This is a genomic window from Knoellia sp. S7-12 (assembly GCF_040518285.1).
GTDB lineage: Bacteria > Actinomycetota > Actinomycetes > Actinomycetales > Dermatophilaceae > Knoellia.
Genome location: NZ_CP155449.1, coordinates 1818584 through 1843789 on the forward strand (window position 1 = coordinate 1818584; position 25206 = coordinate 1843789).

Sequence of the window (25206 nt, forward strand, 5' to 3'; positions counted from 1 at the left end):
ATGAGTGAAGCAGCCGACGTGGGCAGGGCATTCCGCCCCGAGACCCTCGCGGTGCGAGGAGGGTTGACCCGCAGCGGTTTCGACGAGACCAGCGAAGCCATGTTCCTCACCTCGGGCTTCGTCTATGAGTCGGCTGAGCAGGCAGAAGCCGCCTTCAAGGACGAGATCGACAAGTTCATCTACAGCCGCTACGGCAACCCGACGGTGAGCATGTTCGAGGAGCGGCTCCGCCTCCTCGAGGGTGCGGAAGCCTGTTTCGCGGCGGCATCGGGGATGGCCGCTGTGTGGGTCGCTCTCGCGGCCCTCTGCGGCAAGGGCGATCGCATCGTGTCGTCCCGGGCGCTCTTCGGCTCGTGTTTTGTCGTCATCGACGAGATCCTGCCAAGGTTCGGTGTCGAGGCGGTCTTCGTCGACGGCCCCGACCTCGCGCAGTGGGAGGAGGCCCTGTCGGTGCCGACGGCTGCGGTCTTCTTCGAGACCCCGAGCAATCCCATGCAGGAGCTCGTCGACATCGCCGAGGTGTCCCGGCTGGCCCACGCTGCCGGTGCCAAGGTCGTGGTCGACAACGTCTTCGGCACCCCAGTGTTCTCGCGCCCGCTCGAGCACGGCGCCGACATCGTCGTCTATTCGGCGACCAAGCACATCGATGGTCAGGGCCGCGTCCTCGGCGGCGCCGTCCTCGGATCGGCGGAGTTCATCGACGGTCCCGTCAAGAACCTCATGCGGCACACCGGTCCCGCCATGTCGCCCTTCAACGCCTGGGTGCTGGTCAAGGGTCTCGAGACGTTGTCGTTGCGCGTCGGCCAGATGTCTGCCAACGCGCTCGCCCTCGGCCAACATCTTGAGGGTCGTGACGGCATCGTCAAGGTCATCTATCCGATGCTCGAGAGCCACCCGCAGCACGAGCTGGCTCAGCGGCAGATGAGCGGCGGCGGCACCGTGATCACCTTCGAGGTGGAGGGCGGCAAGGACGTCGCCTTCAAGGTGATGAACGCTCTCGAACTCGTCGACATCTCCAACAACCTCGGCGATGCCAAGTCGTTGGTCACCCATCCGGCGACGACGACCCACCGTCGGCTCTCCGAGGAGGCCCGCGCCGCCGTCGGCATCACCGACGGCACGATCCGGATCTCGGTCGGGCTCGAGTCGGTCGAGGACCTCATCGAGGACGTCGAGGCGGCTCTGGCTGGAGCACTCCAGGGCTGATGCCGTCCTACCGCGTCACGATTGACATCGTCGGCGTGCGCCCCGATGTCCGGCCAGAGGACGTGCTCCCGGTGGCGGAGCGCATCCTCGCCAAGACACATCTTGTCGAGGATCGACTGCTCGACATCGCGCAGGCGGCGTCGCCGCGACCGCAGCCGCAGCTTCATCTGCGCTTTCTCGTCCCTGCCACCGAGAGGCAGTCCGAGGATACCGAGGCCGAAGCCGTGGTGCGGGTGCTGGTGGAGGAGCTCGACGAGGTCGCGCGGTGCGGTCGCTGGGAGCTTCGCCGTGGTCCGGGCCGCCTGTGGCGGCTCATGGCCGTCGGTGGCCCCGTCAGCGAGCAGTGACGTCGAGGATCGACGCCTTGCCCCGTCGGCTCGGGGGAGTGAGCTCCACATCGAACGCCTCACCGACGATGGAGGCGAGCTTCTCGGGCGTGCGGGCCCGCTGTCCGCTCACGCAGAGGTGGCGGGCCACGAGGCCGCGCGTGTGCTTGGCCATGTGGCTGGCGCCCGGCACACGGATCTGCACCCAGCGATCGGCGACGTCGCCCGTGGGAGTCCACGCTGCGGCATACGTCGAGCTCCGGCAGTCCACGACCACCTCGCGCCCGGCGGCCGGGGCGAGGACGCCGTCGAGAACCGTTCGCCACGCCGCCGCAACCGGACCCAGACCGGCGAGGTTGACGTCCATGGAGAGCCGGTATGCCGTGATCCGGTCCTTGAGCCGCACCGCACCGTGGAGCGCGGAGACGATGACGACCCACTGGTTGGCCCGGCGACGCGCCGAGGCATCCATCGAGTCAAGGCCCAGGGCGTCATAGAGCACGCCGGTGTAGACCTCGGCGGCCGGCGTGCCCGGTGCCGTCTCGAGAGAGAGGTTGCGGGCGACCTCGCCGGCGAGGCCGGGGGAGACGCCGAGATCAGCTGTGGCAGTGGGAGATTCGCTCGCCAGTCGCAGGTGTGTGGCCACGGCCATGCGGGTGGGGGTCAGCTCGGGGAACGACCAGGTGCTCGGGTCCACCGGTTTGCCTCTGCGGCGGTTCGACTTGGACTCCGACGGGGGCAGGACGATGAGCACGCGGTCACCCTATGCGTGCCGTGCCCCTTGTAGGTTGGCTGGCATGCCTCAGCGCCAGATCAGCCTCGCCCCGGCCGACGCCACGACGTCCGAGACCCTTCGAGAGACACTGCTCGCCCGGTTCGCCGCGATCCGTGCGGAGCTCAAGGTCAGTGAGGTGTTCCCGCCGGAAGTGGAGGCCGAGGCCCAAGCCGTGGCGGGCCAACCGCTGGAGCGGCCGGAACGCGACGAGACCGCGCTGCCGTTCTTCACGATCGACCCCGCAACCTCCATGGACCTCGACCAGGCGATGCACCTCGAACGCGACGGTGATGGCTACCGGATCCGCTATGCCATCGCCGACGTGCCGGCGTTCGTCGCAGCGGGGGGCGCCATCGACTCAGAGGCGCGTCGCCGTGGTCAGACGATCTATTGCCCCGACAAGCGAGTTCCGTTGCACCCCACCGTCGTCAGCGAGGGTGCCGCCAGCCTGCTCCCGGGAGAGGTGCGCCCGGCCTTCGTCTGGGACATGCGCCTCGATGCCGAGGGCGAGGGGACGAGCGCCGAGGTCTATCGCGCCATGGTGAAATCGGTCGAACGGTTCGACTATGTCGCCGTGCAGGAGCAGGTCGACGCGGGCACCACCGACGAGCGTTGGGTGATTCTCAAGGAGGTCGGTGAGAAGCGGATTCGTCAGGAACAGCTGCGTGGCGGAGCCAGCCTCCCGATGCCGGAGCAGGAGGTGCACCTGGGCGACGACGGCAACTTCACGCTGGAGTTCCGTCCACCGCGCACCGTCGAGGAGTGGAACGCCCAGATCTCCCTGCTCACGGGCATGGCGGCGGCAGACATGATGCTGCACGCCGGAGTCGGCATCCTGCGCACGATGCCCGAGGCCGAACACCACGCCGTGGCACGCTTCCGGCGACAGGCCAATGCCCTGGGCGCACCCTGGCCGGCCGAGCAGGGTTATGGCGACTTCCTTCGCAGTTTGGACCGTGCCAACCCCAAGCACCTCGCCCTGATCTATGAGGCGACGGCCCTCTTCCGGGGCGCGGCCTACACACCCTTCGAAGGTGACGTTCCTGAGCAGGTCGAGCAGGCGGCGGTCGCCGACGCCTACGCCCACGTCACTGCGCCGCTGCGCCGACTTGTCGACCGCTTCGGGCTCGTCATCTGCGAAGCGATCAGCAGCGGCTCCGAGATCCCGGCCTGGGTTCGAGAGGCCCTGCCCTTGATCCCCGGGATCATGAAGGAGTCGGACCGGAGGGCGGGTGCGGCTGAGCGCATGTGCGCCGACGCGGTCGAAGCGGCAGTCCTCAGCCCGCGGGCCGGCGAGACCTTCTCGGCGGTTGTCGTCGATCGTGACGAGAAGGGCGTCGAGGTCCAGCTCCTCGACCTGCCGGTCGTCGCGAAGGCCAAGGGCAGCGGGGAGCTGGGAGCAACGATCGACGTCCGCCTCGAGTCGGTCGACGTCTCGACAGGTCAGGTGCGATTCGTCGTCGCCTGACCTACCGACCAGACCCCCTCTTGTTGCGTCTGCGGATTCGGCGGTTCTAGCCGCCATATCCGCAGACGTTGCGCGGGAGGCAGGCGTCTCCCACGTATGCTGTCCGAGCGGACGAGTCAGTCCGACGGTCGCGGCGTGGGCAACCACGTCGAGGAAAGTCCGGGCTCCACAGGGCACGGTGGTGGCCAACAGCCACCCGGGGTGACCCGCGGGACAGTGCCACAGAAAACAGACCGCCCGCCGACTTCGGTCGGCAGGTAAGGGTGAAACGGTGGTGTAAGAGACCACCAGCGGCTCCGGTGACGGAGTCGGCTAGGTAAACCCCACCGGGAGCAAGCTCAGACAGTGTGCGTTCGAGGGCGGCCCGCTCGAGCACACGGGTAGGGCGCTGGAGGCCACTGGCAACAGTGGTCGGAGATGGATGACCGTCAGCGTGACCCGGGCAACCGGCCACGTGACAGAACCCGGCTTATGACTGACTCGTCCGCCCACAAGCCGGCCACACGGCATACCGTGAAGAGATGCGACTGACGCACCTCGGACATGCCTGTCTTCTCGTCGAGATCGGTGGCGAACGCATTCTCATTGATCCCGGAACCTTCGCCCAGGGTTTCGAGGACCTGCGTGACCTGTCAGCCGTCGTCATCACCCACCAGCATCCGGACCACCTCGACCCGAAGCGGCTGCCCGCCCTGGCCGCCGCCAACCCCACGGCCCGGCTGCTCTGCGACCCGGGCAGCATCGACGTGCTGTCCGGCCTCGGGATCGAGGGCCAGCGGCACCAGGGCGAGACGACCATCGGCTCGGTGACTCTCACCCCAGTCGGTGAGGTCCATGCCCTGATCCACGACGACATCCCACGCATCCCCAACGTTGGCGTCGTGCTGCGTGCGAAGGGCGAGCCCAGCGTCCTCCATCCCGGTGACAGCTTGGACGGTGAGCCCGGCAACATTGACGTCGTCGCGTTCCCGCTCAACGCTCCCTGGCAGCGCAGCCGCGAGATGACAGGCTTCCTGCGCCGACTGAACCCACCTGTTGCGGTGCCCATCCACGACGGTCTGCTGGGCGATCGGGGCCGGGCTCTCTATCTCGGGCAGGCTGACTCGCTCGGGGGTGCAAACACCGAGATCCGCGACCTTGCCGCCCGCGGTGCGGTGGAGTTCTCCGGCCACTAGCGTCCTGCTCACGTCGGGTGCCTCGACCCGCCGGGGGTGGACGCGGTTTGGAGATGTAGGTAAGCCTCACCTACTCTCGTCGCGTGCCCAAGGTCTCCGCCAAGAAGAAGTGCTGCAAGGACAAGCCACGCTGCAAGGCGTGCCCGGTTGTCCTCATGCGGCTCTCCAAGATGGGCTATGCCGAGCAGCTGAGCACCGGCAAGAAGGCGAAGTACGACGTCGAGAAGAACATCCCCAACAAGGCGATGGTCATCGCGCGCCAGCGCTGAGCCCCAACCGCTGGGCCCTCGAGCGCTCAGCGCCCGTTTGCATGGAGCTCAGAGCGAGTCGTGGTATTCCTGCGCGAGGTGGGCTGCGCCGATGATGCCGGCCTTGTTCTCGAGCTCCGCAGGGACGATCGGCGTGCGCAGCTTGAGCAGCGACAGGAACTCCTTGTGGTCCTTCGACACGCCGCCACCGACGACGAAGAGGTCCGGCCACAGGAGGTTCTCGAGGTGGCTGTAGTAGCGCTGGAGCCGCTGCGCCCACTCCGGGTAGGTCAGCCCTTCGTTGTCCTTGATCGAGGAGGCCGCGCGCTTCTCGGCATCGAAGCCGTCGATCTCGAGGTGGCCCAGCTCGGAGTTGGGGATGAGCTTGCCGTCGTGGATGAGCGCGGTCCCGATCCCGGTGCCGAGGGTGGTGAGGATGACCAGACCCTTCTGGCCCTTGGCCGCCCCGTAGTGCAGCTCGGCGACCCCCGCGGCGTCCGCGTCGTTGACGAGGACGACGTCGTGGCCGAGCTTCTTCTCGAGCATCTTCTCGGCCTCGAAGTCGAGCCAGGACTTGTCGATGTTGGCTGCGGAGCGCACGACGCCCTTGGTGACGACACCCGGGATCGTGATGCCGATGGGGGAGTCGCCGCGCACGTCGTCGAAGTGGTCGACGATCTCGCCGATGATGTCCCCGACCGCCTCGGGCGTGGACTTCGCCGGAGTGTCGATCCGCTTGCGTTTGCTCGCGAACGCGCCCTTCCCGAGGTCGACCGGTGCACCCTTGATGCCACTCCCGCCCACGTCGATACCAAGGGGCAGGCCGTTCTTCTTGCTCATGGGGACTCCTTCGTCCGTCGGTTCAGGGGAGGGTGCTTCAGGGGAGGGTGAGGATCTCGTTGCCGCTGTCGGTGATGAGGATGGTGTGCTCGAACTGGGCGGAACGCTTGCGGTCGGCGGTGACGACGGTCCAGTCGTCATCCCACATGTCCCACGACTCGGTGCCGAGGTTGAGCATGGGTTCGATGGTGAAGGTCATGCCCGGCTCGATGACCGTGTCATAGGACGGTGCCGCGTCGTAGTGCGGCACGACGAGCCCGGAGTGGAACGAGCGTCCGATGCCGTGGCCGGTGAAGTCGCGCACGACGCCGTAGCCGAAGCGCTTCGCATACATCTCGATGACGCGGCCGATGATGTTGATCTGACGGCCGGGGACGGCTGCCTTGATTCCGCGCATCATCGCCTCGCGGGTGCGTTCGACGAGCAGACGGGACTCTTCGTCGACGTCACCGCAGAGGTAGGTCGCATCGGTGTCTCCGTGGACCCCACCGATGTAGGCCGTGATGTCGATGTTGACGATGTCGCCGTCCTCGAGTGGACGCGAGTCCGGTATGCCGTGGCACACGACTTCGTTGACCGACGTGCAGAGCGACTTCGGGAAGGCGCGGTAGCCCAGCGTCGAGGGGTAGGCGCCGTGGTCGAGGAGGAACTCGTGGCCGACGCGGTCGATCTCGTCGGTGGTCACTCCAGGGGCGATGATCGTGGCAGCGGCCTCCATCGCCTGTGCCGCAACGCGACCGGCGACGCGCATCAGCTCGATCGTCTCGGCGTCCTTGACCTCGGGGGAGAGGTTCTTGTCCGGCGTCGGCTTGTCGACGTACTCAGGGCGTTCGATGGTTGCTGGGACGGCGCGCCTGCGGGAGACCTCACCGGGGGCGACACTTCCGTACGTCATCGGCATACGGTGGAGTCTAGGCAGAGCGCCTGCTCAGACACTCAGGAGGACACCGTGGCGTACTGGTACAACATCGCGAGCAAGCAGGTCGAGACCGACGAGAACCGCAGTCGCAACGACGACGTCATGGGCCCGTACGACACCGAGGACGAGGCCCGCAACGCGATCTCCAGCGCTGCCGAGAACACCGAGAAGTGGGACGCCGAGGACAAGAAGTGGGACGGCGAAGAGGACCTCGAAGACTAGTCCTACTCGCAACTGATTGCCCGTTCGGCGGGCGGCTCGCTGCCCTCGCACGGCGCCGAACAGGCAATCAGATGCGTCGGGTATGCCGGGTGCGCACCCGGCATACCCGCCTCTCGTGTCGTTCCTGACGACTAGTTCTCGAAGCTGTGCTCCGCGGCGGGGAACGCGCCCGAGGCGACCTCGGCGGCATACTCCCTCGCGGCGTTCCCGAGATCGGTCCGCATGTCCATGTATTTCTTGACGAAGCGAGGGGCTCGGCCACCGCGCAACCCGGCCATGTCCGACCAGACGAGCACCTGGGCGTCGCAGTCGGGGCCAGCTCCGATGCCGATCGTCGGGATGCGCAACGCCTCGGTGACCTTCTTGGCGACGGGCGCTGGCACCATCTCCATGACGATCGCGAAACAGCCGGCGGCCTCGAGGGCCAGGGCATCCTCGAGCAGGCGATCAGCTCCGTCGCCGCGACCTTGCACGCGGTAGCCGCCGAGGACGTGCTCACTCTGGGGGGTGAATCCGATGTGTCCCATCACCGGGATCCCGGCGCGCACGAGCAGCTCGACCTCGGGCACCATCGGCTTGCCGCCCTCGAGCTTGACCGCGTGAGCGAGGCCCTCCTTCATGAAGCGGGTCGCGGTGGCGAGTGCCTGCTGCGGGCTGGCCTGGTAGGAACCGAAGGGCAGGTCCGCGACAACCATCGCGTGCTTGGCCGCCGAGGTAACCGCCCGACACAAGGGCACGAGGTGGTCGACCGTGACCGGGACCGTGGTCTCGAAGCCGTAGACATTGTTGCCGGCTGAGTCACCGACAAGCAGACACGGGATGCCGGCCTCGTCGAAGATCTCGGCGGCATACATGTCGTAGGCCGTGAGCATGGCCCACTTCTCGCCGGTCTCCTTCATCTTCTGAAGATGAGGGACGCGGATCCGCTTCTGGGGCGCCGCCTGCGCGCCCGTGCCGTAGGGGTTCATCGTCTCGGCCTGGGGGGTGGGCTGTTCGCTCATGGACGCGATCCTGTCAGAGCGGTGCTGTCTCGGCCTGTGAGCACAGAAGGTAAAGGGCAGGCAAAGAAACCCCACAAATCATTGTGCTATCCGATTGCACATGTTTCTCTGCATGGGCACGCCTACCCTGGCGGGCGAACACACTCGGAGGAACCGTGACAAGAGCACACAGTCGCGCCCTGGCCGGACTGGCTGGAGCAGCATTGGTGGTGAGCCTCGCGCCGTTGGGTGCGCAGGCGAAGGACACCGCCCCACCCTCGGACCCCCAGGCGGCCTCGGAGTCGCACCGCGATCACGACCTGCCCAACCCGCTCGGCGACGCCGCGCGCGAGCTGCGCAAGGACGCCGTCAACAAGCTCATCAAGGGCGAGGCGACCACCGAGACCCGCGGTGGCCAGCGCGTCATCAAGGTCAAGGGCAACGCCAAGGCCGCCAAGGGCTCCAAGGCCGCCAAGGACCGTTTCGTGTCCTATCCGGTGGATCGTGAAGAGGACATCTTCACGATCCTGGCTGAGTTCGGCGACGAGGTGAACCCGAAGACCGGTGGCACCGCTGGGCCGATCCACAACGAGATCCCCGAGCCCGACCGCAACTGGGACGGCAGCGCAACCGACAACAACTCCACCGAGTGGAGGGCCGACTTCAACCGCAAGCACTACCTCGAGATGATGTTCGGCGAGGGCGAGTCCTTCAAGGACTTCTATCTCAAGCAGTCCAACGGCCGCTTCCTCGCCAAGGGTGACGTCTCCGACTGGGTGAGTGTGCCCGGAAACGCGGCGACCTACGGCAGCAACAAGATCAGCGACGCCGAAGGTGCCTGGCCCTTTGTGCAGGATTCGGCCACGGCGTGGTTCGACAGCCAGAAGGCCGCTGGCAAGACCGACGCCGAGATCAAGACCTACCTCCTGCAGTTCGACAAGGTCGACCGCTACGACTTCGATGGCGACGGCAACTTCGCCGAGGCCGACGGCTACATCGACCACTTCCAGGCCATTCACGCCGGGGAGGGCGAAGAGGCCGGTGGCGGCGCCCAGGGCGAGGACGCCATCTGGTCGCACCGTTGGTACGCCTACTCCAACCAGATCGGCAAGACCGGTCCCGCCACCAACAAGGCGGGTGGTGTCCAGCTCGGCACCTCCGGCATCTGGATCGGCGACTACACCACCGAGCCCGAGAACGGTGGCCTTGGTGTCTTCACCCACGAGTTCGGTCACGACCTCGGCCTCCCGGACTACTACGACACCGCAGGTGGCGACAACGGCACCGGCTTCTGGACGCTCATGTCCGGTGGTTCGTGGCTCAACAACGGCACCGTCGACATCGGCTCCAAGCCCGGCTACATGGGCCCGCTCGAGAAGCTCCAGCTTGGCTGGCTCGACTACACGGTCGCCGACAAGAGCGGCAACTACACGCTTGGCCAGGCGGACCTCGACGGCGCCAAGACGCCCCAGGCCGTCGCCGTCCCCCTGCCCGACAAGAGGGTCGTCACGAAGTACAACACCCCGCACAGTGGCGCAGCCGAGTGGTGGAGTGGATCGGGCGACGATCTCAAGAACTCGCTCACGCGTGACGTCAACCTGACCGGCAAGACGTCGGCCTCGATGTCGGCATGGCTCGACTACGACATCGAAGCGGGTTACGACTACCTCTATGTCCAGGCCTCCACCGACGGTGGCGCCAACTGGACCGACGTGGATGCCATCGGCGGCAAGAGCAGCGGCTGGGTCCAGAAGTCCTGGAACCTCTCCCCGTTCGCGGGCAAGCAGACCAAGGTCCGCTTCAACTACGTCACCGACGGTGGACTCGCGCCCAAGGGTGCGTTCATCGACGACATCGCCATCACCGTGGACGGTGCCTCTGTCCTCAACGACAACGTCGAGGCGGGCGCCAACGGCTGGACGGCCGCGGGCTTCACGATCATCAACGGCACGATCGACAAGATGTACCCGCGCTACTACCTCGTGGAGAACCGCGTCTACTCCGGCTACGACGAGACGCTCAAGACCGGCCCGTACAACTTCGGCTGGGCCAACACCAAGCCCGACTGGGTGGAGCGCTTCCCCTACCAGAACGGCATGCTCGTCTGGTACGTCGACGCCTCGTTCGCGGACAACAACACGTCGGTTCACCCAGGTGGCGGACAGGCCCTGCCCGTCGACGCCCGCCCGGCACCGGTGAAGTGGCCAACCGGAGAGCTGCTCGGCAACCGTCGTCAGCCGTGGGACGCCACCTTCGGTCAGGAGAAGACCGACCAGGTCACCTTCCACCGCAACGGTGTTCCGGTGACGATCAAGAAGCAGGCGGCGATTCCGACCTTTGACGACACCGACGTCAACAAGTACTGGACCGCGGACAACCCGTGGAACTCGGTCAAGGTCGCTGGCACGGGCACCAAGGTGACTGTGGCCAAGACGGCCAAGAAGGGCACGGAGATGCAGCTGAAGATCACGGTTCCCACCCCGTGAGCCTGATCTGACGCATCACCTGCACAACGACAAAGGGCCCCGGAGCGAGATGCTCCGGGGCCCTTTGCGTGCCTCCCCCTAGGATGCGGAACATGGATCGTCAGCAGGAGTTCGTTCTCCGCACCATCGAGGAGCGGGACATCCGCTTCGTCCGCCTCTGGTTCACCGACGTGCTTGGCGGACTCAAGTCCGTGGCCGTCGCACCGGCCGAGCTCGAGGGTGCCTTCTCCGAGGGCATCGGCTTCGACGGATCAGTGATCGAGGGCTTCGCCAGGGTCTACGAGGCCGACATGCTCGCCAAGCCGGACCCGTCGACGTTCCAGGTCCTCCCGTGGCGCGGCGACAACCCGGGGACCGCCCGCATGTTCTGCGACATCACGCTTCCTGATGGCGCACCGAGCATGGCCGACCCGCGCCATGTGCTGCAGCGCACGCTCGCCAAGGCAGCCGACCAGGGTTTCACCTTCTACACCCACCCCGAGATCGAGTTCTTCCTCTTCGAGAAGGACTTCACACCGGGGGCGCCGCCGACCCCGATCGACCAGGCGGGCTACTTCGACCACGTGCCTCACGGCTCGGCCCAGGACTTCCGCCGGGCGGCCATCACCATGCTCGAGTCGATGGGCATCAGCGTCGAGTTCAGCCACCACGAGGGCGCGCCCGGCCAGAACGAGATCGATCTGCGCTACGCCGACGCCCTCTCGACGGCCGACAACATCATGACCTTCCGGACGGTCATCAAGGAGGTGGCACTGGAGCAGGGCATCTTCGCCTCCTTCATGCCCAAGCCCCTCGCCGAGCACCCGGGCTCCGGCATGCACACGCACATGTCGCTCTTCGACGGTGACAGCAACGCGTTCTATGAAGCCGGTGCTCCCTACTCGCTGTCCAAGACCGGCCGACAGTTCATCGCCGGACTGCTGCACCACGGCGCCGAGATCACCGCCGTCACCAACCAGTGGGTCAACAGCTACAAGCGGTTGTGGGGCGGCGGCGAGGCGCCGGCGCACCTCACCTGGGGTCACAACAACCGGTCCGCGCTCGTGCGCGTGCCCATGTACAAGCCCAACAAGGGGCAGAGCAGTCGGGTCGAGGTCCGATCCATCGACAGCGCCTGCAACCCCTACCTCGCCTTCTCGGTGCTCCTGGCGGCAGGCCTCAAGGGCATCGAGGAGGGCTACGAACTCGCCCCCGAGACCGAGGATGACGTCTGGGGTCTCACCGACTCCGAACGCAAGGCGATGGGCATCCGACCCCTGCCGGCCAGCCTGAGTGACGCGATCGAGGTCATGGAGGAGAGCGAACTCGTCGCCGAGACGCTCGGCGAGCACACCTTTGACTTCTTCTTGCGCAACAAGCGCGCCGAGTGGGCGGACTACCGCGGTCAGGTCACCGCGTTCGAGCTCGAGCGGTACCTCCCGCGACTGTGAGCGGCGCACCATGATCGCCCGTATGCCGTCCGTTCCGGGCGATCTGACGCGCCTCGGCTTTGCCGACCCGCGCCGGGCCGACAGTCTCCTCGCGGATTCCGCCCTGGCGCCCCTTGTCAAGGATCGGTCTCGCGTCGAGACCGATGGTCTCGCCGTGACTCTCGCCAGGGTCGCCGACCCTGACCAGGCACTCCTGACGCTCGTGCGGCTCATGGAGGCAGTCTCGGATCCGGCTCATCAGAAGCTGCGCGACGCCCTCGTTCCGGCATTGCGCGAACCAGGCCGGGCCCGCGACCGACTGTTCTCCGTCATCGGTACCTCCACCGCGTTGGGCGACCACCTGGTGGCCCGGCCCGGGCACTGGACCGCTGTCGTCGACGCGTGCCACCTCGAGGTCGAGGAACGCATCGAGCTCCTGACCGACGCGGTGACCACGCCCGACGACGGCACGACGCCAGAGGACGCCCTGCGCATCGAGTACCGCCGCCAGCTGCTCGGTATCGCAGCCCTCGACGTCTCACGACCAGACCCTCAGGCCCGCCTCCCCGAGACGGCCGCTGCGCTCGCTGACCTTGCCGAGGCAGCCCTCGAAGCCGCACTGGCCATCGCCCGGGCCGCCATGGGCGTCGACGCCGGCACCTGTCGGTTCGCGATCATCGCCATGGGCAAGACCGGGGGCCGCGAGCTCAACTACATCAGCGACGTCGACGTCATCTTCGTCGCCGAACCGGCCGAAGGCTGTGACGAGGACGCCGCCCTGGCCACCGGCACCGAACTCGCCACCCGGATCATCAAGATCTGTTCGAGCCAGACGGCCGCGGGCGCCTTGTGGCAGGTCGACCCCGCACTGCGCCCCGAGGGCAAGAACGGGCCACTCGTGCGCACGCTCGAGTCCCACGTCTCGTACTACGAGCGCTGGGCCAAGACCTGGGAGTTCCAGGCACTCCTCAAGGCGCGTCCCATCGCCGGTGACCGGGCCCTCGGACGGGCCTACGTCGATGCCGTCGCGCCCTTCGTCTGGTCGGCTGCGTCACGCGAGAACTTCGTCCAAGACGTCCAGGCCATGCGGCGTCGCGTCGAGGACAACGTCCCCTCGGGTGAGGCGGACCGTCAGCTCAAGCTTGGGCCGGGTGGCCTGCGTGACGTCGAATTCAGCGTGCAGCTGCTGCAACTCGTCCACGGTCGGGCCGACAAGTCGCTTCGGTCAGGGACCACTCTCACGGCGCTGTCGGCGCTGTCCCAGGGTGGCTACGTCGGGCGAGAGGACGCGCAGACTCTGGAGGCGGCATACCGGCTCCTCCGCACTCTGGAGCACCGGATTCAGCTCTACCGAATGCGCCGCACCCACCTCATGCCCACGGCCTCGAGCGACCTCCGTCGACTTGGCCGAGCCCTCGGGCACCAGCGTGACCCCGAGGACTCGGTCACCGCGCAGTGGCGATCCGCAGCCCGCGAGGTGCGACGTCTTCACCAGCGCATCTTCTATCGCCCGTTGCTCTCCGCAGTGGCTCGTTTGGGCCCCGACGAGGTCCGACTCGCGCCTGAGGCCGCACGCGAGCGTCTGGCCGCGCTCGGCTTCCGCGACCCGCGTGGGGCACTTCGCCACCTCGAGGCGTTGTCCGGGGGTGTGAGCCGTCGTGCCGCCATCCAGCGCCAGTTGCTCCCCGTGATGCTCGGCTGGTTCGCCGACGAGGCTGCCCCTGACGCGGGCCTGCTTGCCTTCCGCCGGATCAGCGACGAACTCGGCACGACGCCATGGTTCCTCCGGCTGCTGCGCGACGAGGGGAGTGCCGCCGAACGTCTCGCACACACACTTGGTCGAAGCCGGTATGCCGCGGATCTCCTGGAGCAGGGACCCGAGTCCGTGCAGTTCCTCGGCGAGTCCAGCGGCCTGCGGCCCCGCTCTCGCGACGAGGTCCAGGTGCGCATGCGCGCTGCTGCCCGACGCAAGGACGGATCCGAGCCGGCCGTCCTCGCGGCACGCGCGGTGCGGCGTTCGGAACTCTTCCGGCTGGCAGTGTCCTCCCTTCTCGGGCACGTCACTCTCGAGGACCTCGGCAAGGCGCTGGCCGACCTCAGCGGCGCCCTCATCGACGTCACCCTCGAGGTCGTTCTGGCGGCCGTCGAGAAGCAGACCGGTGCGCCGCGGCTGAGTCGCCACCTCATCGTGGGTATGGGTCGACTCGGCGGTGGTGAGGCATCCTTCGGCAGCGACGCCGACGTGCTCTTCGTCCACGACCCCGTGGCCGGTGTCGAGGCGCACGCCGCCCAGGAGCAGGCGCTCGACGTCGTCAAGGAGGTCATCCGCCTCCTTGGTCTCGCAGCTCCCGACCCTCGGCTCGAGGTCGACGCCGGATTGCGGCCCGAGGGCAAGAACGGTCCGCTGACGCGCTCGCTCGACTCCTACCGCTCCTACTACGACCGCTGGTCACTCGTCTGGGAGTCGCAGGCCCTCCTGCGCGCTGCACCGGTCGCGGGCGATGCGGAGCTCGGAGCCGCCTTCGTCGACCTCATCGACCCGCTGCGTTGGCCCGAGGGAGGGATCGACGCCGGGCAGATCCGCGAGATTCGCACTCTCAAGGCGCGCATGGAGTCCGAGCGCCTTCCTCGAGGTGCCGACCGCAAGGCGCACTTCAAGCTCGGGCACGGTGGGCTGAGCGACGTCGAGTGGTGTGTCCAGCTCATCCAGCTGCAGCACGCTCACGACCACCCGAGCCTGCGGACGACGTCGACCCTCGAGGCACTCGCGGCCGCCCAGGCCGAGGGGCTCATTGATGCCGAGGACGCAGTCGCCCTGGCGGAGTCGTGGCGTCTCGCGTCGCAGATGCGCAACGCAGGGCTCCTGGCCCGCGGCCGGCCCGTCGACTCGGTCCCGTCCGATCTGCGCGATGCCGATGGCATGGCCCGGATCATGGGCCTGCCGGCGCGATCGGGCCAGGAGCTGGCCAATCGCTACCGCCGGGTGGCCCGTCGTGCCCGGCATGCGGCCGAGCACGTCTTCTACGGGGACGCTACCTAGACTGGATTGCATGATCCCTGTTCTCGACCTGCGCGGACGCACGCCCTCTGTCCGCGAACTCAGGGGCACCCTGCCGCGTGCCGAGTTCGACGTCGAGGCGGCCGTCGCGGCCGTCCGACCGGTGTGTGCGGACGTGGCCGCCCGTGGTGGCGAGGCCGTGCTCGATGCTTCCGAACGTTTCGACGGTGTGCGCCCCAGCTCACTACGGGTCCCCGCGGAGGTCATCGCTGAGGCGCTCGTCGACCTCGACCCGCAGGTGCGCACGGCTCTTGAGGAGTCGATCCGACGAGCCCGACTGGTCCACGCCGACCAACTCCGCACCGCGTCGACAACGACGGTGACTGTGGGTGGCACGGTGACCGAGCGCTGGGTCCCGGTCGATCGGGTCGGTCTCTATGTCCCGGGCGGCCGCGCGGTCTATCCGAGCAGTGTTGTCATGAACGTCGTTCCAGCTCTCCTCGCACAGGTCGGATCGATCGCCGTGGCGAGCCCGCCCCAGAAGGACTTCGGTGGCTGGCCACACCCGACGATCCTCGCCGCCTGCGCGCTCCTCGATGTGGACGAGGTGTGGTCGATGGGCGGCGCCCAGGCCGTCGCAGCGTTCGCGCACGGCCTCGACGGTGCCGAGCCCCTTGAGCCGGTCAACCTCGTCACCGGTCCGGGCAACATCTATGTGGCGGCCGCCAAACGGCTGCTCAAGGGCCTCATCGGCATCGACTCTGAGGCCGGTCCGACCGAGATCGCGGTGCTGGCCGACGCGACGGCCGACCCCGATCACATCGCCGCCGACCTCATCAGCCAGGCCGAGCACGACCCGCTGGCAGCAGCCGTCCTCGTCACCGACAGCCCGGATCTCGCCGAGGCCGTCCAGATTGCCGTTGCCCGTCGGGTCGCCGACACCAAGCACGCCGAGCGCGTCACTGTGTCGCTCACGGGCCGACAGTCGGCGGTCGTCCTCGTCGACTCCATCGACGTGGGTCTCGACGTCGTCAACGCCTATGCCGCCGAGCACCTGGAGATCCACACGGCCGACGCCGCGACCGTCGCTGGGCGGGTCCGCAACGCTGGCGCCGTCTTCGTCGGCACCTGGTCTCCGGTGAGCCTGGGCGACTACTGCGCGGGCTCCAACCACGTCCTTCCGACCGGTGGCTGTGCTGCCCACTCGAGCGGGTTGTCGGTGCAGTCCTTCCTGCGTGGCATCCACGTGGTCGAATACACCGAGGAGGCCCTGCGCGAGGTGGGAGCGCACGTCGTCACGCTCGCCCGGGCCGAGGACCTCCCGGCCCACGGCGAGGCCGTCATCGCGCGTCTGCCCGAGCTCGAATCATGAGTCGGGTCCCACGCTCTGCGTGGGCGATCAAGCAGCTGCTGCGCGAGGACCTCAGGGGCCGCACCGCCTACGGCGCACCACAGCTCGACGTGCCCGTCGCTCTCAACACCAACGAGAACTCGTATGCCGTGCCCGCTGCGGTCGTCGACGAGATCGTCGCCGCCATCGCGACGGTTGCCCCAGGTCTGAATCGCTACCCCGATCGCGAGTTCACGGACCTGCGAGGTGACCTCGCGGCATACCTCTCGCGAAGCGGGACATCGGTGAGCCCGGAGCAGGTCTGGGCCGGCAACGGCTCCAACGAGGTTCTCCTGCACCTGTTGCAGGCGTTCGGGGGGCAGGGACGCACCGCTCTCGGTTTCACCCCCGCATACTCGATGCACCCCATCATCGCTGCGACGACGGGCACGTCCTGGGCCGACGGTCTGCGGGGCGTCGGCGTCCACTCAACATCTGGAGGGGGAGCGTTCGACCTCTCGGTCGAGTCCGCCGTGGCGCAGGCCGAGCAGCTGGACCCGCACCTTGTCTTCCTGTGCTCTCCCAACAATCCCACCGGCACGGCGCTCACGCTCGACGTCGTCACGGCGGTGCACGACGCTGCCCCGCACGCTGTGATCGTGGTCGACGAGGCCTACGCCGAGTTCGCCCGACCGGGAACGCCCAGCGCGCTCACCCTGCTCGAGGGGCGGCCCCGACTTGTCGTCACCCGCACCATGAGCAAGGCGTTCGCCTTCGCCGGCGGCCGTCTGGGCTATCTCGCAGCTGATCCCGAGCTCGTCGACGCACTCCGGCTCGTGCGCATGCCCTATCACCTGTCCTCACCCGCGCAGGCGATCGCCCGGGCGACCCTCCGGCATGCCGACACGATGTTGGGCACGGTCGACGTCATCAAGGAGCAGCGCGACCGACTCGTCGCGGAGTTGGCCACGCTCGGGTTGGATCCCGTGCCGAGCGATGCCAACTTCGTCCTCTTCGGGGGCCTGCGCGACAGCCATGTGACATGGCAGGCACTGCTCGACCGGGGGGTTCTCGTTCGAGATGTGGGGATCGCCCACTATCTTCGAGTGACCGCCGGGACACCAGAGGAGACGACGGCGTTCCTCGACGCCATGGCCGCACTGCCACAGGACCACCTGAGTCCCGAACACCTGGAAGGACAGTCGTGACCAGCAACCGCACCGCGACGGTGACGCGTTCCACCTCCGAGAGCAGTGTCGAGCTCAGCCTCAACCTCGACGGCACCGGTGTCGGTGATGTCAGCACCGGAGTCCGGTTCTATGACCACATGCTCCTGTCGCTCGCCAAGCACTCGCTCATCGACCTGCGGATCCGGGCCACCGGCGACGTCGACGTCGATGCGCACCACACGGTCGAGGACGTCGCGATCGTCCTCGGCGACGCCTTGCGCGAGGCACTCGGCGACAAGAGTGGCATCTCCCGCTTCGGCGACGCCACCGTCCCCCTTGACGAGGCGCTCGTCCACGCGGTCGTCGACGTCGCTGGTCGCCCCTATGTCGTGCACACCGGAGAGCCTGCCGGGCAGGAGTACGTCGTCATCGGCGGCAACTACGTCGGCTCGCTGACGCGTCACGTCCTCGAGTCGTTCGCCTACCACGCGGGCATCGCCCTGCACGTGCGCGTGCTCGCGGGCCGCGACCCGCACCACATTGTCGAAGCCCAGTTCAAGGCCGTCGCGAGGGCACTGCGCGCAGCCATCGAACGCGACCCTCGCGTGGTCGGCATCCCGAGCGCCAAGGGTGCGCTCTGAGCGTGGCCACCCCTGAACAGACATCTGCGCTCGGACACGGAATCGTCCTCGTCCGAGGTGGTGCCGCCGCGTCGGCTCGCTGGGTTCGACGCGGCCTCGTGGCTGTGCGCGTCGTGCCGCTCGAGGGTTGGACCGGCGTCTACCTCGCAGAGGACCGCGCCCTGTCGGCCGCGCCCTACGACGTCGGTCTCGAGATCCTCGCCGCCCGTCGGGTGCCCACACGGCACCGCCCCGCGATCGGACTGTTCGTCATCGACGGCTGCGCGGTGGTGACGGTTCAAGCGCGCGGATGGCGGCTCGAACAGCGGTGGATCGTGTGGGAGCCGGGCTCCGGCGTCCGACGCACGCCGGACCTCCCGGCGCTTCCAGCAGGTCTCATCATCGATGTTGCGCGCGCTCGTTCACGCACTTCGACGGCCGCGATCACCGAACACTTCGCCGACACCCAGGGACAGCCGCTCGACGTCCTCGTGGGCCTCGTGCGCCTGCTCGGCCTGCCCGGTGAAGAGCTTCTGCTCGGAGGGGCTGACGAGTCCCACGAGCGCATCGACCCCAACCCTCGGTCGATCGCAGCCTTCGACGCGCTCGTTGCCGAGGAGGCAGCGCACCGCTCGGAGACGGAGCGATGACCGCTCGCCGGGTTGTCGTCCTCGACCACGGCAGCGGCAACGTCCACAGCGCGGTCCGAGCGCTGGAGCGGGTCGGCGCGCAGGTCGAACTGACCGCCGATCGACAGCGAGCCCTCGACAGTGACGGGCTGTTCCTGCCCGGCGTGGGCAACTTCCACGCCTGCGTCCGCGGGATGCGCGCGGCCGAAGCTCCGCGGATCGTCGACGTCCGCCTCTCGGGGGGTCGTCCCGTCCTCGGAGTCTGCGTCGGGATGCAGGCCCTCTTCGAGTCCTCGACCGAGCCCAGTGGCACGACCGAGGAGGGGCTGGCCGAGTGGCCCGGAACGGTCGAACGGCTGAAGGCACCGATCGTCCCGCACATGGGGTGGACCGAGGTCGATGTGCCTGACGGTTCGGCGCTCTTCGAGGGCGTCGAGTCCGAACGCTTCTATTTCGTGCACTCGTATGCCGTGCGCACCTGGACGCTTCCCGAACCCACCGGGGCGTTCGCGGTCGTCGCACCACGTGTCACCCACGCGACCCACGGCGAGCGCTTCGTCGCGGCCGTCGAGAACGGCCCCCTGTCAGCCACCCAGTTCCACCCCGAGAAGTCGGGCGACGCGGGACTGCACCTGCTCGAGAACTGGGTCAGCTCGCTCTGAGCCGCACCACGTGAGATCGATGACTCCAGACCTGACCCAACCGATGACCTCAACAGTGAAGGTGCCATGACCACCCCTCGCCTCCAGCTCCTGCCCGCCGTCGACGTCGCCGGGGGGCGGGCGGTCCAGCTCGTCCAGGGGGTCGCTGGCACCGGGGGTGAGTTCGGCGAGCCCGTCGAGGCCGCCATGCGCTGGCAGGAACAGGGCGCAGAGTGGTTGCACCTCGTCGACCTCGATGCCGCCTTCGGGCGCGGCAACAACGCTGACCTGCTCGCACAGATCGTCGGACGCCTCGACATCGACGTGGAAATGAGCGGCGGCATCCGGGACGCCGAGACCCTGGAGCGGGCTCTCGCGACCGGCTGTCGACGGGTCAACCTCGGCACCGCGGCGCTCGAGAACCCGGAATGGACGGCTGCGGCCATCGCCGAGCACGGTGACCGCATTGCCGTCGGGCTCGACGTGCGCGGCACGACCCTGGCAGCGCGCGGTTGGACCCAGGAGGGTGGCGACCTCTGGGAGACGCTCACGCGTCTCGACGCCGAAGGCTGCGCACGCTACGTCGTCACCGACGTCAACAAGGACGGCATGCTCAAGGGCCCGAACCTCGACCTCCTGCGCGATGTCTGCGCGCGCACGGACCGGCCGGTCATCGCTTCCGGCGGGGTGTCGACCCTCGCGGACATCGAGGCCCTGCGAACCATGGTGGGAGACGGAGTCGAGGGAGCGATCGTCGGATCCGCGCTCTACCGCGACGCCTTCACCCTCCCGGATGCGCTCGACGTCGCCGGCCGCCCATGACCCGGGATCTCGTCGTCACCGGCTTCGAGGGTGACGAGGGTGCTGCCGACCCAGCTGTCGTCGCGGCCCTGGACGCGGACGACCCGTCCGAGCTCATGCTCGCCCTGGCGTCCGCCCGGCTTCTCGTCCCGATCGTCACCGAACCGGTGGAGACCGAGGTCAAGGATGGGCTGACGGTCGACAAGCAGACGGACATGGCGGCCGTGACTCTCGTGGCCCCAGACGGTGAACGCGCGCTCCCTGTCTTCACGAGCCTCGCGAGCATTGCCGCCTGGGATCCCGCCGCCCGCCCAGTGCCGGTGACGTCCGCGCGAGCTGCCCAGGCAGCGGTCAGCGAAAGATGCGACGTCATCGTCATCGACGTCGCTGGCCCCCAGACGTCGGTGCTGCGCCCCTCTATGGTGTGGGCCCTGGCTCAGGAACGTGAGTGGCTCATCCCGCACCTGGACCCCTTCGTCGCGAAGTCCGTAGCGGCCGCGCTCACCGAGGAGAGTGCCGTGCGGGGTCACCGGATTGAGGAGGGCGCGCCCGCCGGCCAAGGAATCCTCGGCCTCGTGCTCGAACTGACCGAGGGCCTCGAACCCGCCGAGATCCAGCACATCGCCACCCGGGTGGGGGAGCGGCTCGCCACCGACGGCGAACTCCGCGCCAGAATCGACGGGCTCGCCTTCCGCATCACCTGACTTGAGAAGCCCCGTAGCGTCGTTCGGGACGTGCGTTCGACCGGAGGACTGCGCGCCCTGAGCACGGAGGCGACCCAATTCCGCAAGGGTGGGCGCGCAGTCCGGAGGGCGACTGAGTGCGTCTTGGACGACGCACGGGGCGGGCAGACCACTCTGGTGAGCGGGCGGCATACGCCGAATTGGTCTTGGGCCTGCCCGCTGCTAACCTTGTCCACGGACCGACTGGGTCCGCCATCTGCCAGATGATGAACCCAGTGCGCAAGAGAAGTTCGCTTCCACCCGCTGTGACCTCAGGTCGCCGGGTTCTCCATGTGACATCACGGCAGGAGTTTCTTGCTGTCGGTGTTCTCGTGGACGGATGTGAGGCTTCTCGTGCGCTGCGCGAGGAGCCCTTTCTCATTTCTGAGATGTGGCGGACTTGTCCCGGTGGCAGCACAGCATGAACTTGACCGTTCCCCGCTCAGAAGGAGATCGACATCAGCGAGCCTCGTATCAACGACCGCATCCGGGTTCCGGAAGTGCGGTTGGTTGGCCCCAACGGCGAGCAGGTCGGCATTGTCCGCGTCGAAGATGCACTGCGTCTCGCGGCAGAGGCTGACCTCGACCTGGTCGAGGTGGCCCCGATGGCCAAGCCGCCGGTCGCCAAGCTCATGGACTTCGGCAAGTACAAGTACGAAGCCGCCATGAAGGCCCGAGAAGCGCGCAAGAACCAGGTCAACACGGTCATCAAGGAGATCAAGCTCCGACCCAAGATCGACCCGCACGACTACGCCACCAAGAAGGGTCACGTCGTCCGATTCCTGGGCGGCGGCGACAAGGTCAAGGTGACGATCATGTTCCGCGGCCGTGAGCAGTCTCGGCCCGAACTCGGCTACCGCCTCCTCCAGAAGCTTGCCGAGGACGTCATCGAGTTGGGCACCGTGGAGTCTGCGCCGAAGCAGGATGGTCGCAACATGATCATGGTGTTGGGCCCGACCAAGAAGAAGTCCGAGGCTCGCGCCGAGCAGCGTCGCAAGAAGGCCGATGATTCTGCGGACGCCACCCGGGCGGCCGCCCCTGAGCAGGATCAGCAGGTCGAGCTCGATGACGAGATCGCCGCGGCGATCGAGGCAGAGCAGCCCGTTGAGGTCGTCGAGGCCGAGCCCGTCGCCGAGGTCGAAAAGGTCGCGGAGTCCGAGCCGGTCGTCGAGTCCGAGCCGGTCGTCGAGTCCGAGCCGGTCGCCGAGGTCGAAAAGGTCGCGGAGTCCGAGCCGGTTGTCGAGTCCGAGCCGGTCGCCGAGGTCGAAAAGGTCGCCGAGTCCGAGCCGGTTGTCGAGGCCAAGCCGGTCGAGGCCAAGCCGGTTGACACGAAGCCCAAGGCCCCCTCGAAGCCCAAGGCCCCGACGAAGCCCAAGGCTCCGAAGAAGGCCGTTGCCGCCGAATAGGCGTCAGCCACAGATTTCACAGCAGCACCACTGCATCACCGACAGCGAAGGAGATCGGCAGCCATGCCGAAGAACAAGACCCACAGCGGCACCAAGAAGCGCTTCCGCGTCACCGGTTCCGGCAAGGTCATGCGCGAGCAGGCCGGTCACGTCCACAAGTTCCACGAGAAGACCCCCCAGAAGGCCCGCGCCCTCAGCAAGGACGTTCTCGTGTCCAAGGCTGATGTCAAGAAGGTCAAGAAGCTTCTCGGCATCTGAGCCGGCACCCCCCAACGTCCAAGAACAGCAAGGAGTACTCACGTGGCACGCGTGAAGCGGGCAGTAAATGCCCATAAGAAGCGCCGGGTCGTCCTCGAGCGCGCGAGCGGTTACCGCGGTCAGCGGTCCCGTCTCTACCGGAAGGCCAAGGAGCAGGTCACTCACTCCCTCGGCTACGCCTACCGCGACCGTCGCGCCCGCAAGGGTGACTTCCGTCGTCTGTGGATCCAGCGCATCAACGCTGCGGCCCGCGCCAACGGCATGACCTACAACCGCCTCATCCAGGGTCTCAAGATCGCTGAGATCGAGGTTGACCGTCGCATGCTCGCCGAGCTCGCCGTCAACGACGAGGCGGCCTTCACGGCCCTCGTCGAGATTGCCAAGGCGAACGTTCCGGCCCAGCCGGTCGTCGACAAGGCTGCCGTCTGAGCCATCCCAAGGCGCACCCCTGCGTCTTTTTTCAAGCGTCGGGAGAGCCGTGCTGACCAACATCCGATCCGATCGGGTCAAGTCAGTGCGATCGCTCTCCCGGCGTTCGGCACGTGAGCGCACCGGTCGCTTCGTTGTCGACGGTCCGCAGGGTGTGCGCGAGGCGATCCGGTATGCCGCAGAGCGCGTCGATGACATCTATGTCACCTCCTCCGCGATCGAGCGTCACCAAGACCTCATCGCAGCTGCTCAGGACGCTGACATCCACCTGCACGAGACCGACGACGCCGTCCTCGTCGCCATGTCGGACACCGAGTCCCCGCAAGGTCTGCTCGCCGTGGTGGCGGCGCAGAGCCACTCCCTCGAGGACGTGCTCGCGAGCCAGCCCCGACTGGTCGTCCTGCTGAGCAACGTGCGTGATCCAGGCAACGCCGGCACGGTCATCCGTGGCGCCGACGCTTTCGGTGCCGACGCCGTGCTCGTCACCGACGGCTCGGTCGACGTCCTGTCACCGAAGGTCGTCCGCTCGACCGCCGGCTCCTTGTTTCACCTCCCGGTCGTCACCGGCCTCGACGTCAACGAGACGTTGGTCGCGATGGCTGCACACGGCATACGCACCCTTGCTGCCGACGGAGTCGGCGAGACCCTGTTGCCCGACGTCGACCTCAGCCAGCCACACGCCTGGGTCATGGGCAACGAGGCCTGGGGCCTGCCCGCAGAGATCCGCGACCGGTGCACCGACGTGGTGCGCGTGCCGATCCACGAACGAGTCGAGTCGCTCAACCTCGCCATGGCTGCCACGATCTGCCTCGCAACGTCGGCGGGAGCGACGCGTCGGTTCTGACGACTGCGCCCAGACGTGGTGGGATGGCGACATGGCTGCATCGCCCACGTCCGAATCCTTCTTGACCGTTCCGGTGTCATCCGCCTCGTCGGCGGCGCAGATGCTTCCCGACGGGCTCATCACTGCCGATGCGACGGGTGTGGTGGCTTCGGTGAACCATCGTGCTGAGCAGATCCTCGGTCGTCCAGCCGCGGAGCTGGTCGGGCACGACATCCGTGTCGTGCTCCCGCTCGAGACGCGCAATGGCGAATCGTGGTGGACCATCACCGATCCGTGGGGCGGGCTGAGCATTCGCACCGGCCACCGCGAGAAGCTCCTGCTGCTGCCGGACGGCACCGAACTGCTCATCACGGCGAAGTACCTCCGAGCGGGCAACGCCGGGCCTCTGGGCGCCATCCTGCTGGCCGTGCGTGATGCCGAGGCGCGTCGGCGCGCCGAGCACGACCATGCCGCGCTCATCTCGACCATCGCCCACGAGCTGCGATCGCCGTTGACCGGTGTCAAGGGATTCACGTCGACGCTGCTGCGACGGTGGGACCAGTTCACCGAGGAGCAACGCATCACGATGCTCGAGGCGATCGATGCCGACGCCGACCGGCTCACCAGACTCATCACGGATCTGCTCGACGTCTCGCGCATCGACACCGGGAAGCTACGCATCCACGAGATTCCCGTGCTGACCAACGCGATGCTGACTCGCCATGTCGAACGCGCTGTGGCGGCGGGGCACGACAGGGACGAATTCACCATCAGCGTCGAGGAGGGCGCCGAGGAGATCTATGCCGACAGCGACCGATTCGACCAGGTGATCTCGAACCTCGTCGAGAACGCCATCCGGCACCGCGAGAGCAAGGTCGTCCTCTCTGCGAAGCCCTACACGGTCAACGGTCAGAGCGGAGTCGTCGTCAGCGTCGCTGACGACGGTCCCGGGATCCCGGCCGCACAGCGCCGCGCAGTCTTCGGCCGGTTCTGGCACGGTCCGAGTGGGACCGGCACTGGCTTGGGGCTCTACATCGTCAAGGGCATCGTCGAGGCCCACGGCGGTTGGGCCGAGATCGTGGACGCCGGTGAGGGTGGCGCGGTCGTCCGCGTCTTCCTGCCGGGCGAGCCGAGCTAGGCGGGCGAGCCGGGTGAGCCGGGTGAGCCGGGCGCTAGGCTGACTTCCATGTCTCCCTCCTCGGCGTCGCGCACTCCCCGTGCCGTGCGCCGATTTACCGTGCCCTCGGGCCCGGTGACGCAGGCTGCCTGATCGTTGGATCGGGGCGCAGCGTCCACGTCTGGCCCGGGGGCGCATGACCTCCCATG

The 25206-nt window shown here is 67.6% G+C and carries 24 protein-coding genes, 1 other RNA gene and 1 pseudogene; 22 read left to right on the forward strand and 4 right to left on the reverse strand.

The window, feature by feature from the left end:
• Both V6K52_RS08790 and V6K52_RS08795 read left to right on the forward strand, forming a co-directional pair.
• The gene (locus V6K52_RS08790; protein ID WP_353953487.1) at positions 1-1206 is read left to right on the forward strand and encodes an O-succinylhomoserine sulfhydrylase; all 1206 of its coding nucleotides are present in this window, start codon (positions 1-3) and stop codon (positions 1204-1206) included.
• Entirely contained in the window at positions 1206-1553 is a 348-nt protein-coding gene (locus V6K52_RS08795) for a hypothetical protein (protein WP_353953488.1), read from the forward strand. Before V6K52_RS08790 ends, V6K52_RS08795 begins: the two co-directional genes overlap by 1 nt.
• On the opposite strand, the gene V6K52_RS08800 is transcribed toward V6K52_RS08795, so the two are convergent.
• Positions 1540-2286, reverse strand: coding sequence for a peroxide stress protein YaaA (locus V6K52_RS08800; RefSeq protein WP_353953489.1), 747 nt, complete (start codon positions 2284-2286; stop codon positions 1540-1542). The two genes, V6K52_RS08795 and V6K52_RS08800, sit on opposite strands and share 14 nt — an antisense overlap.
• Positions 2287-2329: 43 nt before the next feature.
• On the opposite strand from V6K52_RS08800, the gene V6K52_RS08805 reads away from it, so the two are divergent.
• The 4 genes from V6K52_RS08805 (at position 2330) to V6K52_RS08820 (ending at position 5219) form a co-directional block, all read left to right on the forward strand.
• The gene (locus tag V6K52_RS08805; protein ID WP_353953490.1) at positions 2330-3775 is read left to right on the forward strand and encodes an RNB domain-containing ribonuclease; all 1446 of its coding nucleotides are present in this window, start codon (positions 2330-2332) and stop codon (positions 3773-3775) included.
• 112 nt (positions 3776-3887) lie between these two features.
• Positions 3888-4262: RNase P RNA component class A (gene rnpB / locus V6K52_RS08810), an RNA gene on the forward strand.
• A 34-nt stretch (positions 4263-4296) separates the two neighbouring features.
• Positions 4297-4950: an MBL fold metallo-hydrolase gene (locus tag V6K52_RS08815; RefSeq protein WP_353953491.1), complete on the forward strand. Its 654-nt coding sequence runs from the start codon at positions 4297-4299 to the stop codon at positions 4948-4950.
• Between the two features lie 83 nt (positions 4951-5033).
• Positions 5034-5219 carry a hypothetical protein gene (locus V6K52_RS08820; protein ID WP_353953492.1) on the forward strand — a complete coding sequence of 62 codons (186 nt, stop codon included), beginning with the start codon at positions 5034-5036 and terminating at the stop codon, positions 5217-5219.
• 48 nt (positions 5220-5267) lie between these two features.
• Here the strand turns inward: V6K52_RS08820 and ppgK are convergent, their stop codons facing one another.
• Together ppgK and map are read right to left on the reverse strand one after the other, a co-directional pair.
• Positions 5268-6038 carry a polyphosphate--glucose phosphotransferase gene (gene ppgK / locus V6K52_RS08825; RefSeq protein ID WP_353953493.1) on the reverse strand — a complete coding sequence of 257 codons (771 nt, stop codon included), beginning with the start codon at positions 6036-6038 and terminating at the stop codon, positions 5268-5270.
• A 37-nt stretch (positions 6039-6075) separates the two neighbouring features.
• Entirely contained in the window at positions 6076-6939 is an 864-nt protein-coding gene (gene map / locus V6K52_RS08830) for a type I methionyl aminopeptidase (RefSeq protein ID WP_353953494.1), read from the reverse strand.
• A 48-nt stretch (positions 6940-6987) separates the two neighbouring features.
• Here map and V6K52_RS08835 point away from each other — a divergent pair, with 48 nt between their 5' ends.
• Positions 6988-7179 carry a methionine aminopeptidase gene (locus V6K52_RS08835; RefSeq protein ID WP_353953495.1) on the forward strand — a complete coding sequence of 64 codons (192 nt, stop codon included), beginning with the start codon at positions 6988-6990 and terminating at the stop codon, positions 7177-7179.
• Between the two features lie 131 nt (positions 7180-7310).
• On the opposite strand, the gene panB is transcribed toward V6K52_RS08835, so the two are convergent.
• Complete coding sequence (panB, locus tag V6K52_RS08840) at positions 7311-8180, reverse strand: 3-methyl-2-oxobutanoate hydroxymethyltransferase (protein ID WP_353953496.1); 870 nt, start codon at positions 8178-8180, stop codon at positions 7311-7313.
• Between the two features lie 155 nt (positions 8181-8335).
• On the opposite strand from panB, the gene V6K52_RS08845 reads away from it, so the two are divergent.
• From V6K52_RS08845 to V6K52_RS08915, 15 genes and pseudogenes are all read left to right on the forward strand, one after another.
• Entirely contained in the window at positions 8336-10645 is a 2310-nt protein-coding gene (locus V6K52_RS08845; RefSeq protein ID WP_353953497.1) for an immune inhibitor A domain-containing protein, read from the forward strand.
• Between the two features lie 92 nt (positions 10646-10737).
• A complete protein-coding gene (locus tag V6K52_RS08850) occupies positions 10738-12075 on the forward strand; it encodes a glutamine synthetase family protein (protein ID WP_353953498.1) in 1338 nt (445 codons plus the stop codon).
• Positions 12076-12097: 22 nt separating this feature from the next.
• On the forward strand, positions 12098-15094 hold the full coding sequence (locus V6K52_RS08855; RefSeq protein ID WP_353953499.1) for a bifunctional [glutamine synthetase] adenylyltransferase/[glutamine synthetase]-adenylyl-L-tyrosine phosphorylase: 2997 nt from the start codon (positions 12098-12100) through the stop codon (positions 15092-15094).
• Positions 15095-15104: 10 nt separating this feature from the next.
• A complete protein-coding gene (gene hisD, locus V6K52_RS08860) occupies positions 15105-16424 on the forward strand; it encodes a histidinol dehydrogenase (protein WP_353953500.1) in 1320 nt (439 codons plus the stop codon).
• Positions 16421-17590, forward strand: a complete 1170-nt coding sequence (locus V6K52_RS08865; protein WP_353953501.1) for a histidinol-phosphate transaminase — start codon at positions 16421-16423, stop codon at positions 17588-17590. The genes hisD and V6K52_RS08865 overlap by 4 nt, the downstream gene beginning before the upstream one ends.
• Entirely contained in the window at positions 17587-18192 is a 606-nt protein-coding gene (hisB, locus tag V6K52_RS08870) for an imidazoleglycerol-phosphate dehydratase HisB (RefSeq protein ID WP_353953502.1), read from the forward strand. The genes V6K52_RS08865 and hisB overlap by 4 nt, the downstream gene beginning before the upstream one ends.
• A gap of 2 nt (positions 18193-18194) precedes the next feature.
• Positions 18195-18821, forward strand: coding sequence for a hypothetical protein (locus V6K52_RS08875; protein ID WP_353953503.1), 627 nt, complete (start codon positions 18195-18197; stop codon positions 18819-18821).
• Positions 18818-19462, forward strand: coding sequence for an imidazole glycerol phosphate synthase subunit HisH (gene hisH, locus V6K52_RS08880; RefSeq protein WP_353953504.1), 645 nt, complete (start codon positions 18818-18820; stop codon positions 19460-19462). Before V6K52_RS08875 ends, hisH begins: the two co-directional genes overlap by 4 nt.
• Positions 19463-19528: 66 nt before the next feature.
• Positions 19529-20263 carry a bifunctional 1-(5-phosphoribosyl)-5-((5-phosphoribosylamino)methylideneamino)imidazole-4-carboxamide isomerase/phosphoribosylanthranilate isomerase PriA gene (gene priA / locus V6K52_RS08885; protein WP_353953505.1) on the forward strand — a complete coding sequence of 245 codons (735 nt, stop codon included), beginning with the start codon at positions 19529-19531 and terminating at the stop codon, positions 20261-20263.
• A complete protein-coding gene (locus V6K52_RS08890) occupies positions 20260-20946 on the forward strand; it encodes an SseB family protein (protein ID WP_353953506.1) in 687 nt (228 codons plus the stop codon). Before priA ends, V6K52_RS08890 begins: the two co-directional genes overlap by 4 nt.
• Before the next feature lie 476 nt (positions 20947-21422).
• Positions 21423-21965: pseudogene (gene infC / locus V6K52_RS08895) on the forward strand (translation initiation factor IF-3); the annotation flags it as partial.
• A gap of 468 nt (positions 21966-22433) precedes the next feature.
• Positions 22434-22628 carry a 50S ribosomal protein L35 gene (gene rpmI / locus V6K52_RS08900; RefSeq protein ID WP_009775194.1) on the forward strand — a complete coding sequence of 65 codons (195 nt, stop codon included), beginning with the start codon at positions 22434-22436 and terminating at the stop codon, positions 22626-22628.
• Between the two features lie 42 nt (positions 22629-22670).
• Positions 22671-23057, forward strand: a complete 387-nt coding sequence (gene rplT / locus V6K52_RS08905) for a 50S ribosomal protein L20 (RefSeq protein ID WP_353953507.1) — start codon at positions 22671-22673, stop codon at positions 23055-23057.
• Between the two features lie 49 nt (positions 23058-23106).
• Complete coding sequence (locus V6K52_RS08910) at positions 23107-23901, forward strand: RNA methyltransferase (RefSeq protein WP_353953508.1); 795 nt, start codon at positions 23107-23109, stop codon at positions 23899-23901.
• Between the two features lie 31 nt (positions 23902-23932).
• Complete coding sequence (locus V6K52_RS08915) at positions 23933-25018, forward strand: ATP-binding protein (protein WP_353953509.1); 1086 nt, start codon at positions 23933-23935, stop codon at positions 25016-25018.
• Positions 25019-25206: the final 188 nt, after the last annotated feature.